This window comes from Legionella taurinensis (assembly GCF_900452865.1).
Classification (GTDB): Bacteria; Pseudomonadota; Gammaproteobacteria; order Legionellales; family Legionellaceae; genus Legionella_C; species Legionella_C taurinensis.
In genome coordinates this window covers 1,908,321-1,927,353 of the sequence record NZ_UGOZ01000001.1, presented here as the reverse complement: position 1 = coordinate 1,927,353, position 19,033 = coordinate 1,908,321, and the positions used below count along the sequence as shown (strand labels likewise).

Genomic DNA, 19,033 nt, shown 5'->3' with positions numbered 1-19,033 from the left:
GGCTTATGGGCTTTCCCCAACCTGATGAACATCCTTTTCTGCAAAAATGGCGGAAGGGTAAGTATAATGTTTAAACTCCAATAAATTGTTACTGGGGTCTCTAAGAAAAAAAGAGTGGTGCTCAATCGTGGTGCCTGGAAAGCGGATCTTGGGCGGAATCTCGTAAGCGACAGCCTGTTGATTCAAGCGCCCGATAAAGTGATCAAACTCCCGTCTCTCGAGAAAAATCAACCCAAAATGACGCGGGTAAATACCTGCTTGCAGCGGCAGCGGGTCATCTACTTTATGCCCGACAATCTGATGATTGCCGAATTTAAAAATCAGCGCATGGGCTGATTCCCTCCCTAACTCAAAACCCAGTTGCTGCTGGTAAAAACGTTTAGCCTGGTTGAAATCATGAACGGGGAAAGCGAGATGAAAAATGGCATTCATGGTGGATTGCTCCCTTAACGGAATAAGCCATTGTACTGGCTCTGCCGACAATTGAGAACGTGTTCGCAGCAACTGTGGAGTGAAACATTGCAATTGGCACATTTTTTGTTTATGGATAACACCTTTCGCGAGTGAGATAACCATGCCTGCCATCCTGCCGGTTGTGACTGGGCTGTTGCTGTGTACCCTTGTCTGTGCCGATACCGTGCACATCATTGCCGTGGGTGACGTGCTTTTGCATGCCCCTTTACAGAAAAAGGGATTGTCGAAGGGGTTTGATTCCTTATGGACTGCGGCCATTCCCCAATTAAAAAAGGCCGACATCACCTACGGCAATCTCGAAGGGCCGACGGCAGGAATGATTGATATGTCCGGCAAGGAGACGAAAGATGAACGCCGGGCTTATACTTCCTTTCCCATGTTTAATTATTCTCCCGATTTAGTAAAGGCATTGAAATCATCCGGCTTTGATATCCTGTCGACCGCCAATAACCATACCCTGGATCGCTTAAGCCTGGGCATCGATCGGACCATCGCCACGTTAAATGAGCATCACATGGCTTACGCCGGTACCCGAGCCCGAAACAGCAAGGAAGCGTGGTATACGGTGACTGTTAAAAACACCCTGTCGATTGCCTGGATAGCCTGCGCTCAAGACACGAACGGCATCGCTGACAGGCATCGCCAGGTGTTACTCTGTTACCGTGATAAGCCGCAAGTGCTTGAACTGATTGCCGAGCTTGCTAAAACCAAGGATGCCGTGATTGTCACCCCGCACTGGGGAGTGGAGTACCAAACCCGGCCCAATAAGGCGCAAAAAGCGCTCGCGCGCGAGTTTGCCATGGCGGGTGCGCTGGCGGTTCTGGGGTCGCATCCCCATTGCGTGCAACCGTTCGAGTGGGTCATCACGGCGGAGGGGAAAAAGGTGTTTATTGCCTACTCATTGGGTAATTTCATTTCCAATCAAGGCAGTTTGAAAAACCGTGCCAGCGGTCTGCTGTCCCTCCATTTAAAAAAAGAAGCCGGGGTGACTGCCATAGACAAAGTGGCCTATCAACCCACGTACATGGAAAATCGCAGCGCTCAAATGAGCCTGTCGCTGGTGACTTCCGCCAGACATCCCGCTTATCAGTGGCTTAAACAGGTTGTGGGGGCTGACTACCTGGTGCTGCCAAAGAAAAAAGGGTTCATCAAACCGGACAAAAAGGGACAAACGGCCTTATTGATTAAAAATTAATCATTATGGTATAATGGTATCCATGTTTTATGGAGAGCCCGCCCATGCCTGCTGAAATAAAAGAAGGATACCGTCCCGATAACAATGACACCCCGCCTGAAGGCTCAGCGTACACCCTGATCCAGCGCATCCTGAATGTCGCCGGCGCCGGTTCCATTCAGCAGGTGGTTAGAGCCGCTGTGGATGACAGCGGCGCGAAAACCGCTGGAGCCAATAGCGATGAAACCGATGTAACCAATAATAGTGAAGGATTTATTCTAAGCGGCGATATTGAGGGCAGCCTTCATGCGACGTTACAGGGCCATAATCTCATGCAGCGGTATGAAGAACAAAAAGAAACCGAAGAGAATGACGAACTGCTCGCTGAAAATACCCTGGCCAATCTGAATGAAAAGGCGGAAAACACGCTGGAGGCCTTTAAGCAGTTTGTCGACACGCTGCAATGGGCCAATAAGCATTTCCCTCCCTTACCCAAGTAATAAAAGGGCCTGGCGATTCCCATTACTGTAGGAGACTATGGTATAGTCGCTGGTTTCCATTGACTCGATTCTCCATGTTTGAACCCTTGCTTGTGTCCACCGGCATTGTCGCATTGGCGGAGTTTGGCGATAAGACCCAATTGTTAGCGCTGATGCTGGCTGCACGTTTCAAGCGGCCCTTGCCTATTATTGCCGGAATCTTAGTGGCGACATTGATAAACCATAGCCTCGCCGGGGCTTTGGGTGCGTGGCTTGTGTCCATTCTGGGACCCCGATTATTGCGGGGGCTTGTGGCTTGTTCTTTTATTTTGATGGCCGTGTGGGTACTCTTTCCGGACAGGTTGGACGTCAGGGAACAGGATTCTTTCCGGCGTTTTGGGGTGTTTACCACCACGCTGCTTACTTTTTTCCTGGCTGAAATGGGCGATAAAACCCAGGTGGCGACCGTCGCCCTGGCCGCGCATTATGGTCAGCCTCTTTGGATTATTGCAGGAACGACCCTGGGCATGCTGCTTGCGGATATTCCTGCTGTGCTCCTCGGGAAGACACTGGGGAATCAACTCTCGTTGACCTGGGTGAGGGCAATCACCGCGTTCAGCTTTGCTGTCATGGGCCTTCTCGCGGTGGTGCAGGGGCTTAGCTTTTCAGGTTGAGCACCGCGGATTTCTCCAGTTTTTCCAGGCATTGAGCAAACTCCGCTGAGGATAAGACCGTTTGTACAGGCGGCAATGACTTCGAACTGGTCGCCGTCAGTTTGATGTCCCCGCTGACGCTGTCCTGTTCGATAAACGACAGCTGATAAGAGTCATCCATTTTATCCAGCTCCGGGATGTTTAATCTGCCCGTGGATTGATTAAGCCGTTCAAGAATGTCGGAGGCCAGATAGCATTGATTAAGATGGTCTGGCGGCATCTGCGACAATAAATAATATAAATCCTGCGCCTGCAGTGGAATAGACACCGGCAGCGCATCCATATAGGCTGATTCAGCCAATAGAACAAACCCATCTGTCGTTGCCGTGAGTTTTTGTATCAGGTAGCGGCTGTCTTGTTTCACGTGATCAATAGCCGGCAAACCTGTTGCGGCAGACGCGTTTAAATACTCAAGTAGGGGCATTGTGTAATTTTCCAGGGTATCGAGAAACAGAACCGGCAGTGACCAATGGTTAGCCTGGTCATCGGCAGGGGAGGGCTCTGGTGTAGAAACAGACGCAAGCTCAGGAATATCGGATTCCAGAATGCGTTTAAGGCATTCAAGGGGGTTGGTGCTGGCCTCGGCAAAAACAGGAAAATCATAATCCTTTGTGCAGGACACCAGTTGACCCTGTTCCATGCGGCAAAATTGCCTGTCCCCTGTGGCTTCAATGCGATCACTGACGGTGCTAAGTAAACGATTAAACTGGTGTTGTTGTCCTTCTGACGGGATAATCAGGGGATCGTGGCCTTTCATCACCGCCAATTGGTATTGCGCTAATGGATAACAGCGCATCAGATCGAGTTTATGGGCGAGATTCATCACATGGAAAAGCGCCGCTTTTTGGGGCGTGATGTGTTTGGATGTCAAATACGTAGGATTGCCCATGTTGCGGATCAGTTCCATGTATTTTTTTATTTCATCCGACGGCATCTTCTTGTGGGCATAGGCGGCAAATTGCAGGGCGCATTGTTCGCGGTACTCCCGGTATTTCTGCGGATTACTTTTAAAGGCAACATCCGACTCACGCCCGGAGACGCTGAAAAGCATGCAAAGGGCTACTTTTTTCAGTTCATCACCGGATAACTGAAGGCACTGCTTTCTTAATTCCGGCTGGGCAAATTGCTGGAAATACTCCACTACCAGCGGGATAGAGGCAGCGACGCGTAATGAATGGGCCAGGCCGTGATTGGGGCGATGAATAACCTGACTGTCCTGTTTTAATTCAGCATCGGTGGAGTCTAATTGGGTGTCTTTGTAGGCTTTACTTAAATGATGCGTGTAGACATAGTCGGCTTGTTCGACTAAGTGCGAGGTATTGGCCATTTCAAGCTGGATGAGCAGGTGATTCATCTTGGTCGCCATCTGTTGAAGCGATGGGTGCAAGGTGTTTAAGTCTTTAAATTGTTCAGCCAATTTAGCCGTTTGTTTATGAAGCGCCTGCAGTTTTTCTCTTTTTTCAACGGGTTTATGGCGGCTGTCTGCAAAAAAGACGATGAGTTTATCCAGCTGAGCGGCTAAGGCAAGGAGTTCGGCCGTCTCACTTTTTTTAATTTTATGCGGCAGTGTTTGCCAGAACGAGGTTTTAACACGAGGAACTGCCTGTGCTGACAAATGCCGTACTTCGTCCAGAAAAGCAATCAGATGTGTCCTGATTTCATTATCCACGGTGGAATACGAATCGGGATGAATGCCGTCGAGACTTCGGACTGGAAACGCGTGAAATACTTTTCTACCCTGCTCCTCAATAAAGGAGCTAAAGGCCAGTTGCGTTCCTGCAGGAAGCAAAATTTCCTGCTCATCGGTCTTATAAGATAAATCTTCTACCTTTTTACCAATGCCTTGGCGAGGTTGAGTGATTTTAAGCAGCGTGTCGGTGCCGCTTACTTTCATGGCGGCGATGTCTTGCGAGGTGCTAATGAAGCCTTCCTGCCGCATGGGCTTATGGGTTTTGATGGTTTCATGACGCTGTTGCCACACACTGGCCGGGATCTTATGGCTGCTTTCCGCGCGATAAAGCGTTTGCAGGCTGTTATCGGCGGAGTCATCGGGTAACTGCAGGCGGGTGAGCCCATGAGCCGCTAAACAGGTCGCCAGAATAATTTCCTTGACCTCCTGCGTCAGTCTGTCCTGAGGCAGATTTTTTAAGCGGGGATCCCGTCCATGACTTCGCAAAAACCCATTAATTTCTTCGTAAAAATTAGAGGTATACAGAGTGATGGCTAATTTTTCGCCATAAGTTAATTGGGTATAAAGGTTATTTTTATCAGCGGCCAGATAGTCTTCCTTTTTGGGAAGATGCGGATTGCCCTTCAGGGAAGGAATGTGTACGGCCGTTTTTACGAAGGTTTCATAATGCGACGAAACCTGCTCTGTAAACGATAAATGTTCAAAATCAGGCTGATGCAGAAGAATCTGGCTCAGATTAAACACCCGGTCATTAAAGGCGACTTCAAGCTCCCCATAGAAATTAAAGCGGCATTGGGCTTTCTGTTCTGGATGAAGGAAGAATTGAATGACTTTTTCCAAATCCCGAGTGGCCTCACTCTTTAATCGGGGACCTTTTTTAAGCAAAGCGATGGTCTTATCGTAGGACATCTGAAAGAGCGAATAAAGACTGAATATAGCAATTATAGTTTAATAATTGATCAATATGGGTTGTCTAAGGACGAATCCAATCCAGAAGGGTAGCGAGTACATCCGCTTCTGCAGCTGGTTTATCCCAACGGATGCGGTTAATGCGAGGAAAACGCATGGCCACGCCTGATTTGTGGCGGGTAGAGCGCTGGACGGCATCAAAGGCCACTTCCAGCACCAGCGCTTTGGCCACTTCGCGAACCGGACCAAAACGCTGCAACGTGTGGTTGCGTATCCACTGATCGAGCTGAAGCAATTCGTCATCCGTAAACCCAAAATACGCTTTGCCGACAGGGAGCAGGCGGTCATCCTGCCACAGTCCGAAAGTATAGTCCGAGTAATAAGAGGACCGTTTGCCCTGACCTCGCTGGGCGTACATCAGGACGGCGTCCACCGTCAGCGGATCGCGTTTCCATTTATACCAATGGCCCTTGGGACGACCTGCAAGATACGGGCTTTGCTTGTGCTTGAGCATGAGGCCTTCAACAGCGGGGTGGGCCTCATTAAGGACCTGTTGCTTTAAATGATGCAGTGTCTTCCCTGGATGAAGCGTCAGCAAATCAGACAGAATCAGGTTATCGGCTGGGTGATGCACGTACCATTGTTCCAGTGTCTTACGCCGTTCAATGAAGGGGAGGGCGCGCAAATCGCGGCCATCCATGGATAAAATGTCATAGAGAATCATCGCGGCCGGGGATTCGGTGAGCCATTTTTTTGTCAGCGACTTGCGGTTTAAACGCTGCTGCAATTCATTAAAACTGCCGATCCCTTGTTCTGTTTTAATGACCAGTTCACCATCAAGAATCACCCGGGTTTTAAAGGAAGCCAGCAAATCAGGAAAGGAATGACTGATGTCATCCCCCGTCCGGCTGTACAGGGCTTTGCCGTTTCCGGTGACGACAGCCTGGACACGAATGCCATCGTATTTACGTTCAAAAACAAATTGCTGCCAGTCAATCTGGGCGATGTCGTTTTCATTCAATGGGTGAGATAGCATCACCGGATGGAAGAACAGCTGATCGTCGACAGAGGGCAATTCGGCTTTCTTTTCAAGCCAGGCAAACAGGGGTTCGTAGGGCGGTTTTAAGCCGTGCCAGATTTTTTCAATGTCTTCAACGCCGACCTCTCCGTAATCAGCCAGCGTTTTTTTTAGAAAACGGGCGGAAACGCCTATGCGCAGACTGCCGGTACCTAATTTTAAAATGGCCCAGCGCTCTGTCGTGTCTGCACGATTTAGCAGGTCTGCCAGGAAGTCGCGAATGGCGTGTTTGGGTAGTTGGTTAAAGGTGGTAATCAGGTTGGAAAGCCTTGGGAGGATGGCTGTTGAGTCATGGGTAGGCCAGAGCAGGGCAATGGTATCCGATAAATCACCGACGTAATCGTAGGAATAGGCAAAGAGTACCGGGTCAATTTCCTTCTCAATTAATTCTTTGATTAAAGTACGGCCGAAGGTTGGAAATTCAAGCGTATTGGCCATGATCGAAAGCGCATACCCTCGCTCCGGATCAGGGGTCGTTGTGAAATAGTGATGAAGCAAAGCCATCTTGTCGCGATGGCTGTAAGTAAAATAAAGTGTGTTCAGTAATTCGGCAAATTTTTTCATTGCCTAATCCTCATGTTCGTCATAGCCCAGTAAATGCAGGGCTTGAGCCTTGTAACCCTGTTGCTGTGCATAATGAATCAGCGCTTCTTCGCGGCCATGGGTAACATATACCTCATTGGGGTTTACTTCTGACAGGGTTTGAATCAGTTCCGGCCAATCGGCATGATCAGAAATGATCAATGGCAATTCCACGCCCTGCTGTTTAGCTCGGGCTCTGATTTGCATCCACCCTGACGCCATGCCGATCATGACATTGGCAAAACGTCGGCTCCAACGGTCGCGGAGGGCACTGGGAGGGCAAAGCACTATTTTGCCGGCTGACTCGTCTTTGGTGAGCTCAAACGCTGAGCGTAATTCCCCCAGATCGATGCCGCATTGCTGATAGAATTCACAGGTCTTGTGCAGGCTGCCATGGATATAAATGGGCTCCAGGTAGCCCATCAGCCTTAAGGTTCTAATCACGCGTTGACATTTTCCCAGAACATAGACCCCCACCAGATGGCAGCGGTGCGGAAACAGGCGCAGGGAGCGCAGCAATTTCTGGAGCTCGTCTTCAATGGGGGGGTGTTTAAACACCGGCAGGGCAAACGTGGCTTCCGTGATAAAGACATCGCAGTGCTCCACTAAAAAGGGATCACAGGTCGGATCAGGGCGGCGTTTATAATCCCCGGAAACAATGACCTTGCTTCCCTGATAATGCATGACCAGCTGAGCGCTGCCAAGGATATGGCCGGCGGGTAAGAGGTACAGGTCAATCGCGTTCACTGAAAGCGGTTGTTGATACGCCAGAGAATGCCAATGACGGGCTCCTTCCTCGCCAAAACGACGCTGCATCAGTTGCAGCGTGGCGGTGTGCGCAAAGACCTCGCCATGCCCGGCGCAGGCATGATCGCCATGCGCATGGGTAACGACCGCAGCAGGGACCGCGGTTACCGGATCAATGTAGAATTCTCCCGGTTCACAATAAAGCCCCGCTTCTTTAACAACCAGCCAGGGTGTCGAATGGTTCATGAGCGGATTTTTGAAAGGGGTGTTTGTAAGTATAGGCCAGGGGCAGTAGCCCAGCCCTTATCCACAAATTCTGTGGATAAGTCTGTGTATACGCTGTAAAAGTCATTGGTCTGCCCGTGTTGGGTCCAGTGACCATGGATTTTACAAGCGCTTTATTAAATGGTGTTGTTGGTGTTTAAAGTAAAAGTTAGGCATGAGTCAGGCAGTGAGCGGCTGGTGTGACGAAGAATTCAGTGAACCAATCAGTGCCCGCGCAGGCGGGCATCCGTCAGAAGCTAGTGCGGGCAGGTTTCAGATTCAATGGCATCCTGCTTTCGGATAGTGAGCAGCGCAAGGGTGCATAAGGCCGCGCTCAGGATTAAGTAGTAACTTGGGGCAATGACATTGCCTGATCGTTGGATTAAATAGGTGGCAATGAGTGGGGTGACGCCGCCGAAACAGGCAAAGGCCAGGTTGTAGGCGATGGCAATGCCGGTGTAACGAACGGACGTTGGGAATAATTCAACCAGAAAACTGGGGTAAACCATAATGCAACTGCTTAATAAGGCCAGTATAAACAGGGCGGTGAGGAGTGCTGCCGTGGTTTGGTAAGCAAGAAGAATAAACAGGGAATAACCGCACAGCATGAACCCGACGCTGCCAATTAAAAGCACCGGCTTTCGCCCGACACGGTCAGCCAGCCAGCAGGTAAAAATCAGAAGCAGGGAATAAAACAGCAAATTAACGGTAGTGAGTCCGCTGGCCTGTTGTTTAGAGTAAGCCAATATAGTGGATAAGTAAGTGGGCATGTAGAGAAAAATCAGATTGATCATAACCGCTCCCAGGGCTGTTAAGGCAATGCCTTGGAGAATCTGGGGCCAATAGCCGGTAATCGCCTCCACCAACGGGATGCGGGCCTTTTTTTCATGGTGCTGAAAGGCAATGAACAAGGGGCTTTCCGTCATTTGCCGACGAATATAAAAACTGAAAACACCGAGGAGGCCGCCGAGGAGAAAAGGAATACGCCAACCAAAAGCCTGGAGTTGCTGCTCATTCAGCAGGTGATTTAATAATAAACTGATGCAGGCGCCTAAAAAAATACCGAAATTGAGAAAGGAAAAAATAATGCCGCAGGCTAAGGCGCGATGTCTGGGATTTACATGCTCACAGGTAAAAGTCAATGCACCGGGAATTTCTCCGCCAATGGATAACCCCTGCAACAGGCGCATGGCAATCAGCAGGATACTGGCTAAAAGGCCCATTTGCTGATAGGTCGGCAGCAGACCAATTAAAAAGGTGGGGACAGCCATCAGCATCACTGAAAAAATAAAGGTTTTCTTGCGCCCGTATTTGTCGCCAAAATGGCTGAACGCAATGCCGCCTAAGGGACGAACCACATACCCGATGGCAAAGATGGCGTACACGCTCATTAAGGAAGCGAGTGGATCGGTTTCCGGGAAAAAGGTCCGGCTGATGATGGGGGCAAAAATAACGTAAATGATGAAGTCATAAAATTCGAGGGCGCCGCCCAGAGAAGCCAGCAGGATGATTTTTTTTTCCTGGGAGGAAAGGGTGAATGCTGTCATAAGTCCTTGTCCTTAAGGGTAAGGCGTGAAAAATAACACAGTTGATCGTTTTTAGGAATCAACGGGCGTGCACTGTGAAAAAGATTTATACTGTAAAAAGAAGAATGATAATCATTGTGTTAAGGATTCGTTGTGCCTCATTATGTTGATATTTCGCCTAAAATCAAGGCATGGACTCGTTTTGTCGCCTTTGATGACGGGGCCAGGGCGCAGGTCAATAACCTGGCCTCGCTGGACATTGTGCATAAACACATCGCCATTATGCCGGATGTTCATCTTGGTAAAGGGGCGACAGTGGGGTCGGTTATTCCAACCAAAAATGCCATTATTCCCTCTGCCGTCGGCGTGGACATTGGCTGTGGCATGATGGCCGTGCGTACCACCCTGACTGCTCATCAATTGCCGGATGATTTATCCAGCCTTCGTCATGCCATTGAAAAAGCCATCCCCGTTGGATTTGGCAAATGGGCCGATAAGACACTTCCAGACATTGCCCTTAAGACATGGCAGACTAAACTCCGAAAAGAGTATCAGATGATTCTGAACCGTCATCCTGCCTTAGGGTTCAATCGAAAAACAGGACGACGCCAGATCAATGATGTCAATCACCTGGGTACCTTGGGCGGGGGCAACCATTTCATTGAAATCTGCCTGGATGACAGTCATCAGGTCTGGTTGATGCTGCACAGCGGTTCACGCGGTGTGGGTAATTGCATCGGCACGTATTTTATTGAACTGGCCAAAACCGAAATGGGACGGCTGCTCGGCACCCTGCCCGATGAGGATCTGGCTTATCTGTCGGAAGGAACGCAGCATTTTGAGGACTATTTTTTTGCGGTTAACTGGGCGCAGACGTACGCCCGGTGTAACCGCGACATCATGATGCAAATCCTGACGCAGGTGTTTACAACCCAGTTACAAAGGCCGATTACCACGGATTTGTATGCGGTCAATTGCCACCATAACTACGTGTCGAACGAAAGGCATTTTAACGAAAACCTCTACATCACCCGCAAAGGGGCCGTGTCGGCCAAAAAGGACGAACTGGGCATTATCCCAGGCAGCATGGGAGCCAAATCGTTTATCGTCAGGGGGCTTGGCAATGAGGAGAGCTATTGCAGTTGCAGTCATGGCGCGGGCAGGGTGATGTCCCGAAACCAGGCTAAAAAGCAAATCAATCTGGCGGAGCATCGGCGCGCCACGCAGGATGTGGAATGCCGCAAGGACAAGGCTGTCCTGGATGAAAGCCCGCGAGCGTATAAAAACATTGACGACGTCATGAAGTCACAGCAGGATCTCGTGGAAGTCCTCTTTACGCTTAAACAAATTCTGTGTGTCAAAGGTTAATTCATCATTGACAACCCCGTTATTCCATATCATTTTTTTAGCCTGACATTCTAAGGATTAATTCGGCGTGCATAAAAAGGAAAGTGATGATTAATTTATCAGTTAAAGTCAATGAGAATAAGGTCATTGAGATACGGATTGACTACCTTCGTACTCAGGGTATTTTTTTTGAAGAGAATGCGGATACGCTCAATCTCGATGGAATAAACGCCGCAACCAACGGTCTTGGTCAATTGATTGAAGAGGTCACCACGCCGTCAGCGTATGGCTTTTGCCCGATGAATGGCCAGGCATTGGCTAAAAACCAAATCCAGGTCAAAATGCTGGATGGCACGCTTTATTACAGCCTGCTCGATAAAACAGGAGAACGCATTGACGGGGTGCTGCCGAAGGACAGGTTAGAGACGATGTTTCGTGACGAGCACGCGCTCATGCCATCTCACCAGAGCGAGCTTTTGTTCCTGAAACCGTATTTTCCCCGTTTAATGAATTACATGGCGGTGATGCATCTTGGCGGTTTTTATTTTTTTAAGGCATTGCCTTGCCTGACGGGGGATCAAATCAGCAGGAAGTCCTTGCCCGACAGGGAATTCCTGGCACGCCCGCTCTCGTATGATCGAAAAAACAAGGCGAAGGAACAGCCCTATACCTGCTCCAGTGTCCTTTATGAAATCCCATTCGATAACGCCGCGGCGGCGCTGCGTCTGATTGCCTTTTTTGAGGCTTACGTCAAAACCCGGGTTCATGTGGTCAGGGGCTACTCGGTGGAGGAGCGGCTGAATGGAAAGTACGCTGCTTTAGCGCCAAATCAACTGTTTGGCGATGCCACTGCCAAGGCGTTTCAAAGTCCGTCACGAACCCTGCATCCCTTCGTGGAAGCGGTGCTTGCGATCATGAATCCCTTACCCCATTATGCAACCCTCTTTAACGATTTGCAGACGGTGTATCGCTACGCCAATAATTGGGCTTTTGCTTGTGACGAGGAAGACAGGCTTAAAAAAAGGGAATTAGTCAGCGAGTTGGTGTTTAACGAGGCGGCGGTTAAGTTGGTTTTAAAATTCAAAAGCCCTGCCTTTTTATACGATGAAAACCTGCCCCTTGAGGTCAGGCAATCCCGATTCGACGCGATGATCATCGCTTACGAGCAGGCGGGACTTCTCGATGAACTTCTGTTCCTTGTCGAAGGCTGCAATCGGGTAGCGGCGAGTGAGTTACTCAATGAACGCGACGCGGCAGAGGGCAACCTTCATGAGGCAACTCCCTCTGCTGAAGCCGCCTCTCAACACGTCATGACCCTCGGTTTGCATTTTAATGCCCAATACGTCAAGGAGCACATCGCTAAATACCGTGCCGACATGCAAAACCGGCCTGGCCACAAAAACATGCTCCCGGAACGGGCGGTATTGAGTGAACGGGATAAACAATCCATTGCCAGTTTAAGTGCCTTAGGCCTTCATGCTTCCGCTTTAAAAGCACGGACTGAGGAAAAATCAGAGCCCTCCGCAAGCCTTCCTGTGTCTTTTGAAGAGACGAAAGGCTGTTGCAAGCTCTTGTAATGAAAAGGAGAAAAGGATGCCTGAGCGCAAAGAGGCCTGTCTCATTGATTTGATTGCCGCCCACGAAGAAGAAGCGTACCTTGTTTTTGAAGACTCTGACTTCATTGCCTTCCTCGACCACCGCCCTTTATTCCCGGGACACACCCTGCTTGCGCCAAAGCACCATTTCCGCACCCTGTATGAGGTGCCGCCAGCCCTTGTCACGCCCTTGTTTTTATTGACGCAACAACTGGGCCGGGCGGTGGAAAAAGCCATGGGGGCGGCAGGGAGCTTTATTGCCATGAATAATACCATCAGCCAGAGCATCCCCCATCTGCACGTGCACATTGTGCCGCGAAACAAACAGGATGGACTAAAAGGATTTTTCTGGCCACGCACCCAGTATGACCATGCGGCGCATGCCCTTGCAGTCCGTGATAAAATCAGACATTGCCTGTCTTTTGACGAATGAGTTGGCTTAGATAGATGCCTGCAATCAGCGCGGCGCCAAGCAGAAAGGGCAGGTACAGTGAAACAGCGAGCAGGGAACCGGCTGTTAAGGCGGTAATCGCTGACGCCATGCCATTGATGCTGGTTAAAAGCCCCATGGCCTCCCCTTGATGCGTGGCGGTATGGGCTTGTGATATCGCGCTGGAATAGGCCGGGTTTAAAATCGCAAAAGCAAAAATAATGCAGAAATTGGCAATGAAAAAGACAATGAGATTACCCTGACACAGGCCAAGGCTTATAAAGCCTGAGAATAAAACCAGGATAGCCAGGGTTTTAGCCCGTTTAAGGCTCATGTGCTGGTAGAGAAGTTTTTGGGCACTGGCTAAAAAAAGGATATACAACAACACCATGACCGAAAACAAAACCCCAATGGCATAGCTTGAAAAGGAAAAGGTAAGGATGGCAAAGGGCAGTACGGCAATATAATAAAGGGCCCACACGACCTGCATTAAAAAGAATTCAATGTAAAGGACGTTCAGATAATCCGTCCATTGCGTTTTGGTTCCTTCAATTCGGCGTTGAATGGTTTTGACAGGGAGTGCCGGCAGGAATGACAGATTGATGAGTGTTAAAAGCAAAATCAGAAAAAAAGGCAAAGTGTAGTAATAAAGGGGTACTTGCGCTTTAAAATTCACCAGAATGCCGCAGAGTAAGGGGCCAAGGCAAAGACCGAGCGCATTGATTATTTCAGCCACACGAAACAGGTGGTGTCTGGGATACTCCGTGTGCATCAGCAGGGAAAGAATCACCGCACGCCTGCCCGACATCAGCCCATCCAGGGCGCGGCTTGTAAAAAAAAGCCAGTAATTGACGTGGATTAAGCTGATTATCGATAACAGGCAGGCCAACAGCGAGCCGGAAAGGCAATACCACAAGGTTTTCTTTTCACCGGATTGATCAGACACGATTCCCCACAGCATACCGCCAAGAATAGCGCCAATACCGTAAATGCCGACGGCAAAACTGTAGGCGTTTAAACGCAGGGAAAGGCTTTCGCCGGGTAAAAGGCCAGGTTGTTTGAGAAAAAGCGGACCCACCAGGGGAGGAATAATGCTGGCGCTTAAGCTGATAAGAAAAAGCATGGCATAAGCCAGATAAAACGTCCTGTATGCTGTTTTCGGCATCGCCTGCCCATCCAGTCAATTATAAGCCCATTATAAAAATACCTGCCTGATTGGCCAGTTTTAAGGTTTCTTCTTTATTAATCAGTATGGACCAACCCGCCTCCAATGCAATTCCGGCCAAATTGGCTTCCGCCACATGCCGTACCGTGGTCTCGCCGATTACGGGCAAATCAATGCGGTTATCCTGCATGCCTTTTTTAATTTTAACCAACACCCCTTCTTTATGCGGTGACTTAAATTCCCGGCAACGTTTGATGAGATTATCCGTTCCCTCCACGGCCTCCACGCCAAGGACATAGCGGTTTTCAATGACGAGGGCTTGACCGATGTCCATTTCGCCTATTCGTTTAGCGATACTCACGCCAAGCTTTGCATCCTCGAGGGATTTAAGCGTTGGTTGCGCGGTAGTTAAAAGTCCCATCGGTGTCATGGCTTCGGCAAGGATTTCCTGAACACCGACCACGTGAAAACCCTGCGCTTCGAGGAAATGGACAAGACCGGCGAAATAACTGTTGTCGCCCAAACTGGTGCTTTCACCCGGCGCGGTTAAATAATTCTGAAGACGCATGCCGCCGTAATTATCAAACAGCAAGGTATGGTCGATTTTTCCGGCGAAAACAAGGTTTAAAAAACCGGCTTCCTTGACTTGTTGAATGGTTTCTCCCAGATTGGCCAGGCTGACGGCATGGTGTGCCGCAGGTAATTTAAATTGTTTTTCTCCCGAGGCCCTGATAATGAGCACGTCGATGTGCTTTTTTTGACAGGCATTAACAATTTCAACCGGTAAATCCCCTTCGCCGGCAATTAAGGCCAGCTGTCGTAATTCAGACATGTTCAACCCCTGACAACCTGTGTTTGTTGATGATAGGCACTGTTTTGCTCCCCTTTAATCCAAAGAGAATGCCTGCGAAAGGATCGACGTGCCTGCTGCAGCCTGACGGTTAGCCAGCCAGGAAAACAGGGCGCGACGATGGCGTGCGATGTCATAAATCCTGGTGATGGTCTTTTTTTTCACCTCCTCAAACTCCTGTTTGATGGTTTTAATGTCGTCATCAGTCAGAGGTTTCCTGTCAATTGACTGAATAATCCGCCGCATGGTGCCAAAGCGCAGGGAGTCAAAATAAAAACAGTGATTGTTCTGGTAAATGGTTTCTTTAAAGGTCAGGTGCTTAAATTCCTGACCAATGGAAACCGGTATGAACGGCGTTTGTGTTTTCTGTTTGCAATGCACAAAGGAGATGGCGTTTAAAAGGAAAAATTCCCTGGAAAGACTGGTGACGTCTTTGTTGAGAATAGAACAATTAATAAGCGGCAGGCCCATTCCGATGTAATTTAGGAAAATAATATCAAAGATACGATCAATGTAGGTTTCGGCTTCGGACTCGTGGTGATTTTTAAACGCATCAGCAATGAATTTAAAATCAAATCCTACCCAGGGGGTTTTCATGCTGTTATCCAGGTACCAGACCAGATAAAAATAGCCTTCCCAGGGGGATTGATAATATTTTTCGGCGATTGAGTCTTGAAGTTGCCGGATTTCCTTTGTTAAAGACACGGTGATTACGGGGTGTACTTTCGGTCTTAAGCAAATGCCCATTCCATTGCTGTTGATCTCCTTAAGAATAAGTAATTCCATGGATTGCATGGTTAGCCTCCAAACCCAGGGAATTTAATTATAGAACAAATGGAGCAAAAGTTATCCAAAATAGCAAAAATGGTAAAAAAAAAGGGGGTAATTGCTGGGAATGTGCTTGAATAAGTGGACAAGCCGCTGCGATCCATCAGGCCGTGGCGTGTTCTCCACGGCCGCTGTGCGGGGTATTATAGATGCAGGGACTCATTGTCGTCCTCGTGCTCATCCTCATCCTTTGGCAAATCCATGGGACTTGGTTCCTTGATGTGGAGAAGGGTTTTAATGTTCGTTTGTGCCTCTTTCAATAATGTTTTAAATTTTTTCCTCATGTCCTCGACATTGTCTTTGGGCGACAGCTTTTCCAGGTGGTGTTCGACTTCGTGTACAAAATCAGACCATATTGCCTTAATGGCTGCCTTTCTATGAGAGGCATGGGTTTCCCGTGTTTCCGGAGTGGCCGTTTTTAATTTACGGGTGGTGTCAGTTTCCTTCGCATGGCCTTGCGGCAGCACATTGACAGGGGCGGTATGGGTACCAATGACCCGCGAGTAATCCCCTCTGGCCTGGGTGTTACCGGGATTTGAAAGGGGGGTGTAGTGGGGTGAAACCGGTTGGGTTTCCCGCGCCGATTGAGCTTGAGCCCGACTTAAGCTGGTGTAATGGCTATCCTGAGCCGGAGTTGACGGTTGCGGGTTTTGACTTGGACGACGATTTTGCTGGGCAGTCGTCCCGGTTAAGCGTTCCTTAGCGATCATGCGCATGTAATGCGTTTCTCCGTCATTGTCTTCAGTTGCCGGCGCATTGACAGGAATGGAGGTCTTTGCATAGTGAGACGACGGGTCCTGATTTTCCACTGGGTTTTGTGAGGGTAAATTACCCTGATTAAGCTGGCTGGTAATGGCTTCTTTCGACAACAGGTTGTTGTAGTGTGTTTCCCCGTCATCCTGGTCGACGGTGGGCGGTGCTGTTTGCACGGTCTGGATTCTGCCGTAATGATCCATGCCAACCGGCTGTGCCATTGTCCTTTCCCCATGGGTCATGCTCCGGTGCTCAGGCGTTGGCGGCGGCTCTTTTTTGGCCATATCCCGCTCAAGTTGACGAATATTCCCCTGAATCATGGATCGGATGGGGTTGTTGACTTCAATGCGATTGAGGCGTTGTAAGCCGAGGAGGAAGTTCTCTGCAGGGTGGTTTTTTTTATTTAAAATCAGGTGTTCGTAATACATTTCGACGAATCGGCTGTTGCATTCGTTAAAAACCGCCATTTCCTGCTCTCGCGCTTTTTTTAAGTCAGCGCCTTCAGGAAAAAAAGTCAGCCAGGGTTCGTAACATTGGATGAAAAGTTCTACTTCCTGTTTAAGGTGTTTATCCGGGTTTTGTTCCAGGTAGGCCAGGACATTGTTTAACAATTGCTTCAATGCAGTGTTGTTATCTGAAAATTTTCCCATGCGGTCAGCTAAAAATTCCTTCATAGGCTGGGTTGTACCCGGCTTCAGTGACAGCGCGGCAAGTTCTCCAGGCAAGGCGGTAAGCATCTGGGCTAAAATGCTCATCATGGCTGCTTTTCTGGCGTAATAATCCGTAAGCTGGCTGGTCTTTCCTCCGGTGTTTATAACCCCGCTGTCGATAATACGAAGAGGAACCTTGTTGAGGTTGGGATAGACACCATTCTGTTCACCCTCAGCCAGGATCGAGGTCAATCCATAGTCGCTGATTTTGGGCACAATGCCAAGGACATTGCCATCGCTGTCGCGCTCAGTGCGGATTAAAAAATTTCTTGCGGCACTGTCCTGATGCAGTATGGACATTTGATGGAGAGTCTCTTGGCCCTTAACCAGACCACAGGCAATCTGGGCTAAAAAGACAGCCGGATTGCTTTTTAACGCCAGAACAACTCCGGCACCGGGAAATTGGTGCGCTTCAAGGGGATGAAAGGTGTCGGCAATCAGGGAATACAGGTTGGATGAGAATGAGGTCACATGGCCGTCTTTTATGTCGAGGTACGATTCGTACTCCGTCAGTATACCCACCACCTGGCCGTCGATTTCCAGGGGAAAGGTTTTATTAATAGCACTTAAATCAAGTTGTCCTGATTCACTGTGTTTGGCAATCACCTTGGCTGTGGCTTCTTCGTGCTCATCGGGTTCCAGGAGAAGTTTGATGGCAATCTGCCCCTGGCTGTTGCACATGTTCCGATAAGCTGGATTTGAGCCGCTGTAATGATAGAGCGCGACTTCACCAAATGCGCCCCCACCAAGATGCCTGATTTTATGGAACCCATGCATTGGGAGATTAATGTCTTTCGTGGTTTGGGCCGGTAACTCAATTTCCTCTTTGGAGTTGGCATTATTCAAGGTGTCCAGCGGTGGCATGATGAATTACTCCTCAAATCTTTCGTATAGTATAACGCAACTGACTATTATATGAACAATATATTTTTAATTTTTTCATTATTCCGGTTATCATAGGCTTATACTTAATGAAAGTAATGAACAGGAACAACAATGGCTAAAGGAAAACATGGCGGGGATAAGGGGTTTTTTATGTGGAAAAATTGGGACAGTGTGCTGAATGCCGACCATTTTGAGGCGGCTTTTAATGACAAGGATTTTACTCTAAAGAGGCTTGTGAAGCTGCAGGATCTCGAAGGCGGCAAGAATGACGGTGTGGATCAATTGCTGATTCATCTGATTGGTTTTTTACGCTTGACTGATCCAGACAATATCAGCATTAATGACAATGACAGAGCCAGTGCAGAGGCCTTGTTTGTTAACCTCGATAATGCATTGACCCAGGTCAAAGCGGCCAGTGCCGACCAGAAATTCGAACAATCGGCTGTCCGTTATGCGGACGAGGTCATTCGTCTGCGCATGGACTTACTCAAACAGCAGCCCACGGAATCGCTGCCTCTTGTCTGGTACAATGCTGCTCACAAGGGCCATAAGAATACCTTCTGATGGCACCCTGAGTTTTTGGCGGGAAGTACGGTAACTAACTGATTCTAATCAATTTGACACCGCTCAAATTATAAAGAACCGTGCTTCTCTCGTCGGTTACTTCAATGTATTCGCTGCCTTTACCATCAATAATGCTGACAGAATTGCCTGCGGCATTCAAATGATGGGTTGTGCCGTCATTCTCCACAAGCCAGATGGATTTATTGCCGGCTCTCAATTCATCAAGGCGTTTCGATAGTTCGCTCACAATAAGTCCTGCTACTGCACGTC

General features: G+C 48.9%; 17 protein-coding genes. 7 read left to right on the top strand and 10 right to left on the bottom strand.

Going from position 1 to position 19,033, the window contains the following annotated elements; all coding sequences use genetic code 11:
- Positions 1-3: 3 nt before the first annotated feature.
- Positions 4-576, bottom strand: a complete 573-nt coding sequence (locus tag DYE45_RS08920) for a VOC family protein (RefSeq protein ID WP_242602694.1) — start codon at positions 574-576, stop codon at positions 4-6.
- Here DYE45_RS08920 and DYE45_RS08915 point away from each other — a divergent pair.
- The 3 genes from DYE45_RS08915 to DYE45_RS08905 all read left to right on the top strand — a co-directional run bounded on the left by DYE45_RS08915 (position 575) and on the right by DYE45_RS08905 (position 2,801).
- Positions 575-1,669, top strand: coding sequence for a CapA family protein (locus DYE45_RS08915; RefSeq protein ID WP_108292683.1), 1,095 nt, complete (start codon positions 575-577; stop codon positions 1,667-1,669). The two genes, DYE45_RS08920 and DYE45_RS08915, sit on opposite strands and share 2 nt — an antisense overlap.
- A 44-nt stretch (positions 1,670-1,713) precedes the next feature.
- Entirely contained in the window at positions 1,714-2,148 is a 435-nt protein-coding gene (locus DYE45_RS08910; RefSeq protein ID WP_108292681.1) for a hypothetical protein, read from the top strand.
- Positions 2,149-2,222: 74 nt separating this feature from the next.
- Positions 2,223-2,801, top strand: a complete 579-nt coding sequence (locus DYE45_RS08905; protein WP_108292679.1) for a TMEM165/GDT1 family protein — start codon at positions 2,223-2,225, stop codon at positions 2,799-2,801.
- Here the strand turns inward: DYE45_RS08905 and DYE45_RS08900 are convergent.
- The 4 genes from DYE45_RS08900 to DYE45_RS08885 all read right to left on the bottom strand — a co-directional run bounded on the left by DYE45_RS08900 (position 2,785) and on the right by DYE45_RS08885 (position 9,657).
- Positions 2,785-5,439, bottom strand: a complete 2,655-nt coding sequence (locus tag DYE45_RS08900; protein WP_115300789.1) for a SidE phosphodiesterase domain-containing protein — start codon at positions 5,437-5,439, stop codon at positions 2,785-2,787. The genes DYE45_RS08905 and DYE45_RS08900 overlap by 17 nt on opposite strands.
- A gap of 64 nt (positions 5,440-5,503) precedes the next feature.
- Entirely contained in the window at positions 5,504-7,081 is a 1,578-nt protein-coding gene (locus DYE45_RS08895; RefSeq protein ID WP_108292675.1) for a cisplatin damage response ATP-dependent DNA ligase, read from the bottom strand.
- A gap of 3 nt (positions 7,082-7,084) precedes the next feature.
- Positions 7,085-8,092: a ligase-associated DNA damage response exonuclease gene (locus DYE45_RS08890; protein ID WP_108292673.1), complete on the bottom strand. Its 1,008-nt coding sequence runs from the start codon at positions 8,090-8,092 to the stop codon at positions 7,085-7,087.
- Positions 8,093-8,367: 275 nt separating this feature from the next.
- Positions 8,368-9,657, bottom strand: a complete 1,290-nt coding sequence (locus DYE45_RS08885; RefSeq protein ID WP_108292671.1) for an MFS transporter — start codon at positions 9,655-9,657, stop codon at positions 8,368-8,370.
- A gap of 132 nt (positions 9,658-9,789) precedes the next feature.
- Between DYE45_RS08885 and DYE45_RS08880 the strand changes: the two genes are divergently transcribed.
- The 3 genes from DYE45_RS08880 (at position 9,790) to DYE45_RS08870 (ending at position 13,011) form a co-directional block, all read left to right on the top strand.
- Positions 9,790-11,004 carry an RtcB family protein gene (locus DYE45_RS08880; RefSeq protein ID WP_115300788.1) on the top strand — a complete coding sequence of 405 codons (1,215 nt, stop codon included), beginning with the start codon at positions 9,790-9,792 and terminating at the stop codon, positions 11,002-11,004.
- Positions 11,005-11,090: 86 nt separating this feature from the next.
- Positions 11,091-12,560 carry a hypothetical protein gene (locus DYE45_RS08875; RefSeq protein ID WP_115300787.1) on the top strand — a complete coding sequence of 490 codons (1,470 nt, stop codon included), beginning with the start codon at positions 11,091-11,093 and terminating at the stop codon, positions 12,558-12,560.
- A gap of 16 nt (positions 12,561-12,576) precedes the next feature.
- Positions 12,577-13,011 (top strand): HIT family protein, encoded by a 435-nt coding sequence (locus DYE45_RS08870; RefSeq protein ID WP_115300786.1) that lies wholly within the window; start codon positions 12,577-12,579, stop codon positions 13,009-13,011.
- Here the strand turns inward: DYE45_RS08870 and DYE45_RS08865 are convergent.
- The 4 genes from DYE45_RS08865 to DYE45_RS08850 form a co-directional block, all read right to left on the bottom strand.
- The gene (locus DYE45_RS08865; protein WP_115300785.1) at positions 12,983-14,173 is read right to left on the bottom strand and encodes an MFS transporter; all 1,191 of its coding nucleotides are present in this window, start codon (positions 14,171-14,173) and stop codon (positions 12,983-12,985) included. The two genes, DYE45_RS08870 and DYE45_RS08865, sit on opposite strands and share 29 nt — an antisense overlap.
- Positions 14,174-14,192: 19 nt before the next feature.
- Positions 14,193-15,005, bottom strand: a complete 813-nt coding sequence (locus DYE45_RS08860; RefSeq protein WP_108292661.1) for an LpxI family protein — start codon at positions 15,003-15,005, stop codon at positions 14,193-14,195.
- 54 nt (positions 15,006-15,059) lie between these two features.
- Positions 15,060-15,818 carry a hypothetical protein gene (locus DYE45_RS08855; protein ID WP_115300784.1) on the bottom strand — a complete coding sequence of 253 codons (759 nt, stop codon included), beginning with the start codon at positions 15,816-15,818 and terminating at the stop codon, positions 15,060-15,062.
- Positions 15,819-15,994: 176 nt separating this feature from the next.
- Complete coding sequence (locus DYE45_RS08850) at positions 15,995-18,178, bottom strand: protein kinase (RefSeq protein ID WP_115300783.1); 2,184 nt, start codon at positions 18,176-18,178, stop codon at positions 15,995-15,997.
- Between the two features lie 132 nt (positions 18,179-18,310).
- On the opposite strand from DYE45_RS08850, the gene DYE45_RS08845 reads away from it, so the two are divergent.
- Positions 18,311-18,763: a hypothetical protein gene (locus DYE45_RS08845; RefSeq protein WP_108292655.1), complete on the top strand. Its 453-nt coding sequence runs from the start codon at positions 18,311-18,313 to the stop codon at positions 18,761-18,763.
- 34 nt (positions 18,764-18,797) lie between these two features.
- Here the strand turns inward: DYE45_RS08845 and DYE45_RS08840 are convergent, their stop codons facing one another.
- Positions 18,798-19,010 carry a hypothetical protein gene (locus DYE45_RS08840; protein WP_108292653.1) on the bottom strand — a complete coding sequence of 71 codons (213 nt, stop codon included), beginning with the start codon at positions 19,008-19,010 and terminating at the stop codon, positions 18,798-18,800.
- Positions 19,011-19,033: the final 23 nt, after the last annotated feature.

Excerpts from the sequence above, each read along its gene's own strand:
- DYE45_RS08845 (WP_108292655.1), top strand. The coding sequence starts at position 18,311 with ATGGCTAAAGGAAAACATGGCGGGGATAAGGGGTTTTTTATGTGGAAA.
- DYE45_RS08895 (WP_108292675.1), bottom strand. The coding sequence starts at position 7,081 with ATGAAAAAATTTGCCGAATTACTGAACACACTTTATTTTACTTACAGC.
- DYE45_RS08870 (WP_115300786.1), top strand. The coding sequence starts at position 12,577 with ATGCCTGAGCGCAAAGAGGCCTGTCTCATTGATTTGATTGCCGCCCAC.
- DYE45_RS08920 (WP_242602694.1), bottom strand. The coding sequence starts at position 576 with ATGGTTATCTCACTCGCGAAAGGTGTTATCCATAAACAAAAAATGTGC.
- DYE45_RS08905 (WP_108292679.1), top strand. The coding sequence starts at position 2,223 with ATGTTTGAACCCTTGCTTGTGTCCACCGGCATTGTCGCATTGGCGGAG.
- DYE45_RS08875 (WP_115300787.1), top strand. The coding sequence starts at position 11,091 with ATGATTAATTTATCAGTTAAAGTCAATGAGAATAAGGTCATTGAGATA.
- DYE45_RS08890 (WP_108292673.1), bottom strand. The coding sequence starts at position 8,092 with ATGAACCATTCGACACCCTGGCTGGTTGTTAAAGAAGCGGGGCTTTAT.
- DYE45_RS08900 (WP_115300789.1), bottom strand. The coding sequence starts at position 5,439 with ATGTCCTACGATAAGACCATCGCTTTGCTTAAAAAAGGTCCCCGATTA.
- DYE45_RS08860 (WP_108292661.1), bottom strand. The coding sequence starts at position 15,005 with ATGTCTGAATTACGACAGCTGGCCTTAATTGCCGGCGAAGGGGATTTA.
- DYE45_RS08885 (WP_108292671.1), bottom strand. The coding sequence starts at position 9,657 with ATGACAGCATTCACCCTTTCCTCCCAGGAAAAAAAAATCATCCTGCTG.
- DYE45_RS08910 (WP_108292681.1), top strand. The coding sequence starts at position 1,714 with ATGCCTGCTGAAATAAAAGAAGGATACCGTCCCGATAACAATGACACC.
- DYE45_RS08850 (WP_115300783.1), bottom strand. The coding sequence starts at position 18,178 with ATGCCACCGCTGGACACCTTGAATAATGCCAACTCCAAAGAGGAAATT.
- DYE45_RS08915 (WP_108292683.1), top strand. The coding sequence starts at position 575 with ATGCCTGCCATCCTGCCGGTTGTGACTGGGCTGTTGCTGTGTACCCTT.
- DYE45_RS08865 (WP_115300785.1), bottom strand. The coding sequence starts at position 14,173 with ATGCCGAAAACAGCATACAGGACGTTTTATCTGGCTTATGCCATGCTT.
- DYE45_RS08855 (WP_115300784.1), bottom strand. The coding sequence starts at position 15,818 with ATGCAATCCATGGAATTACTTATTCTTAAGGAGATCAACAGCAATGGA.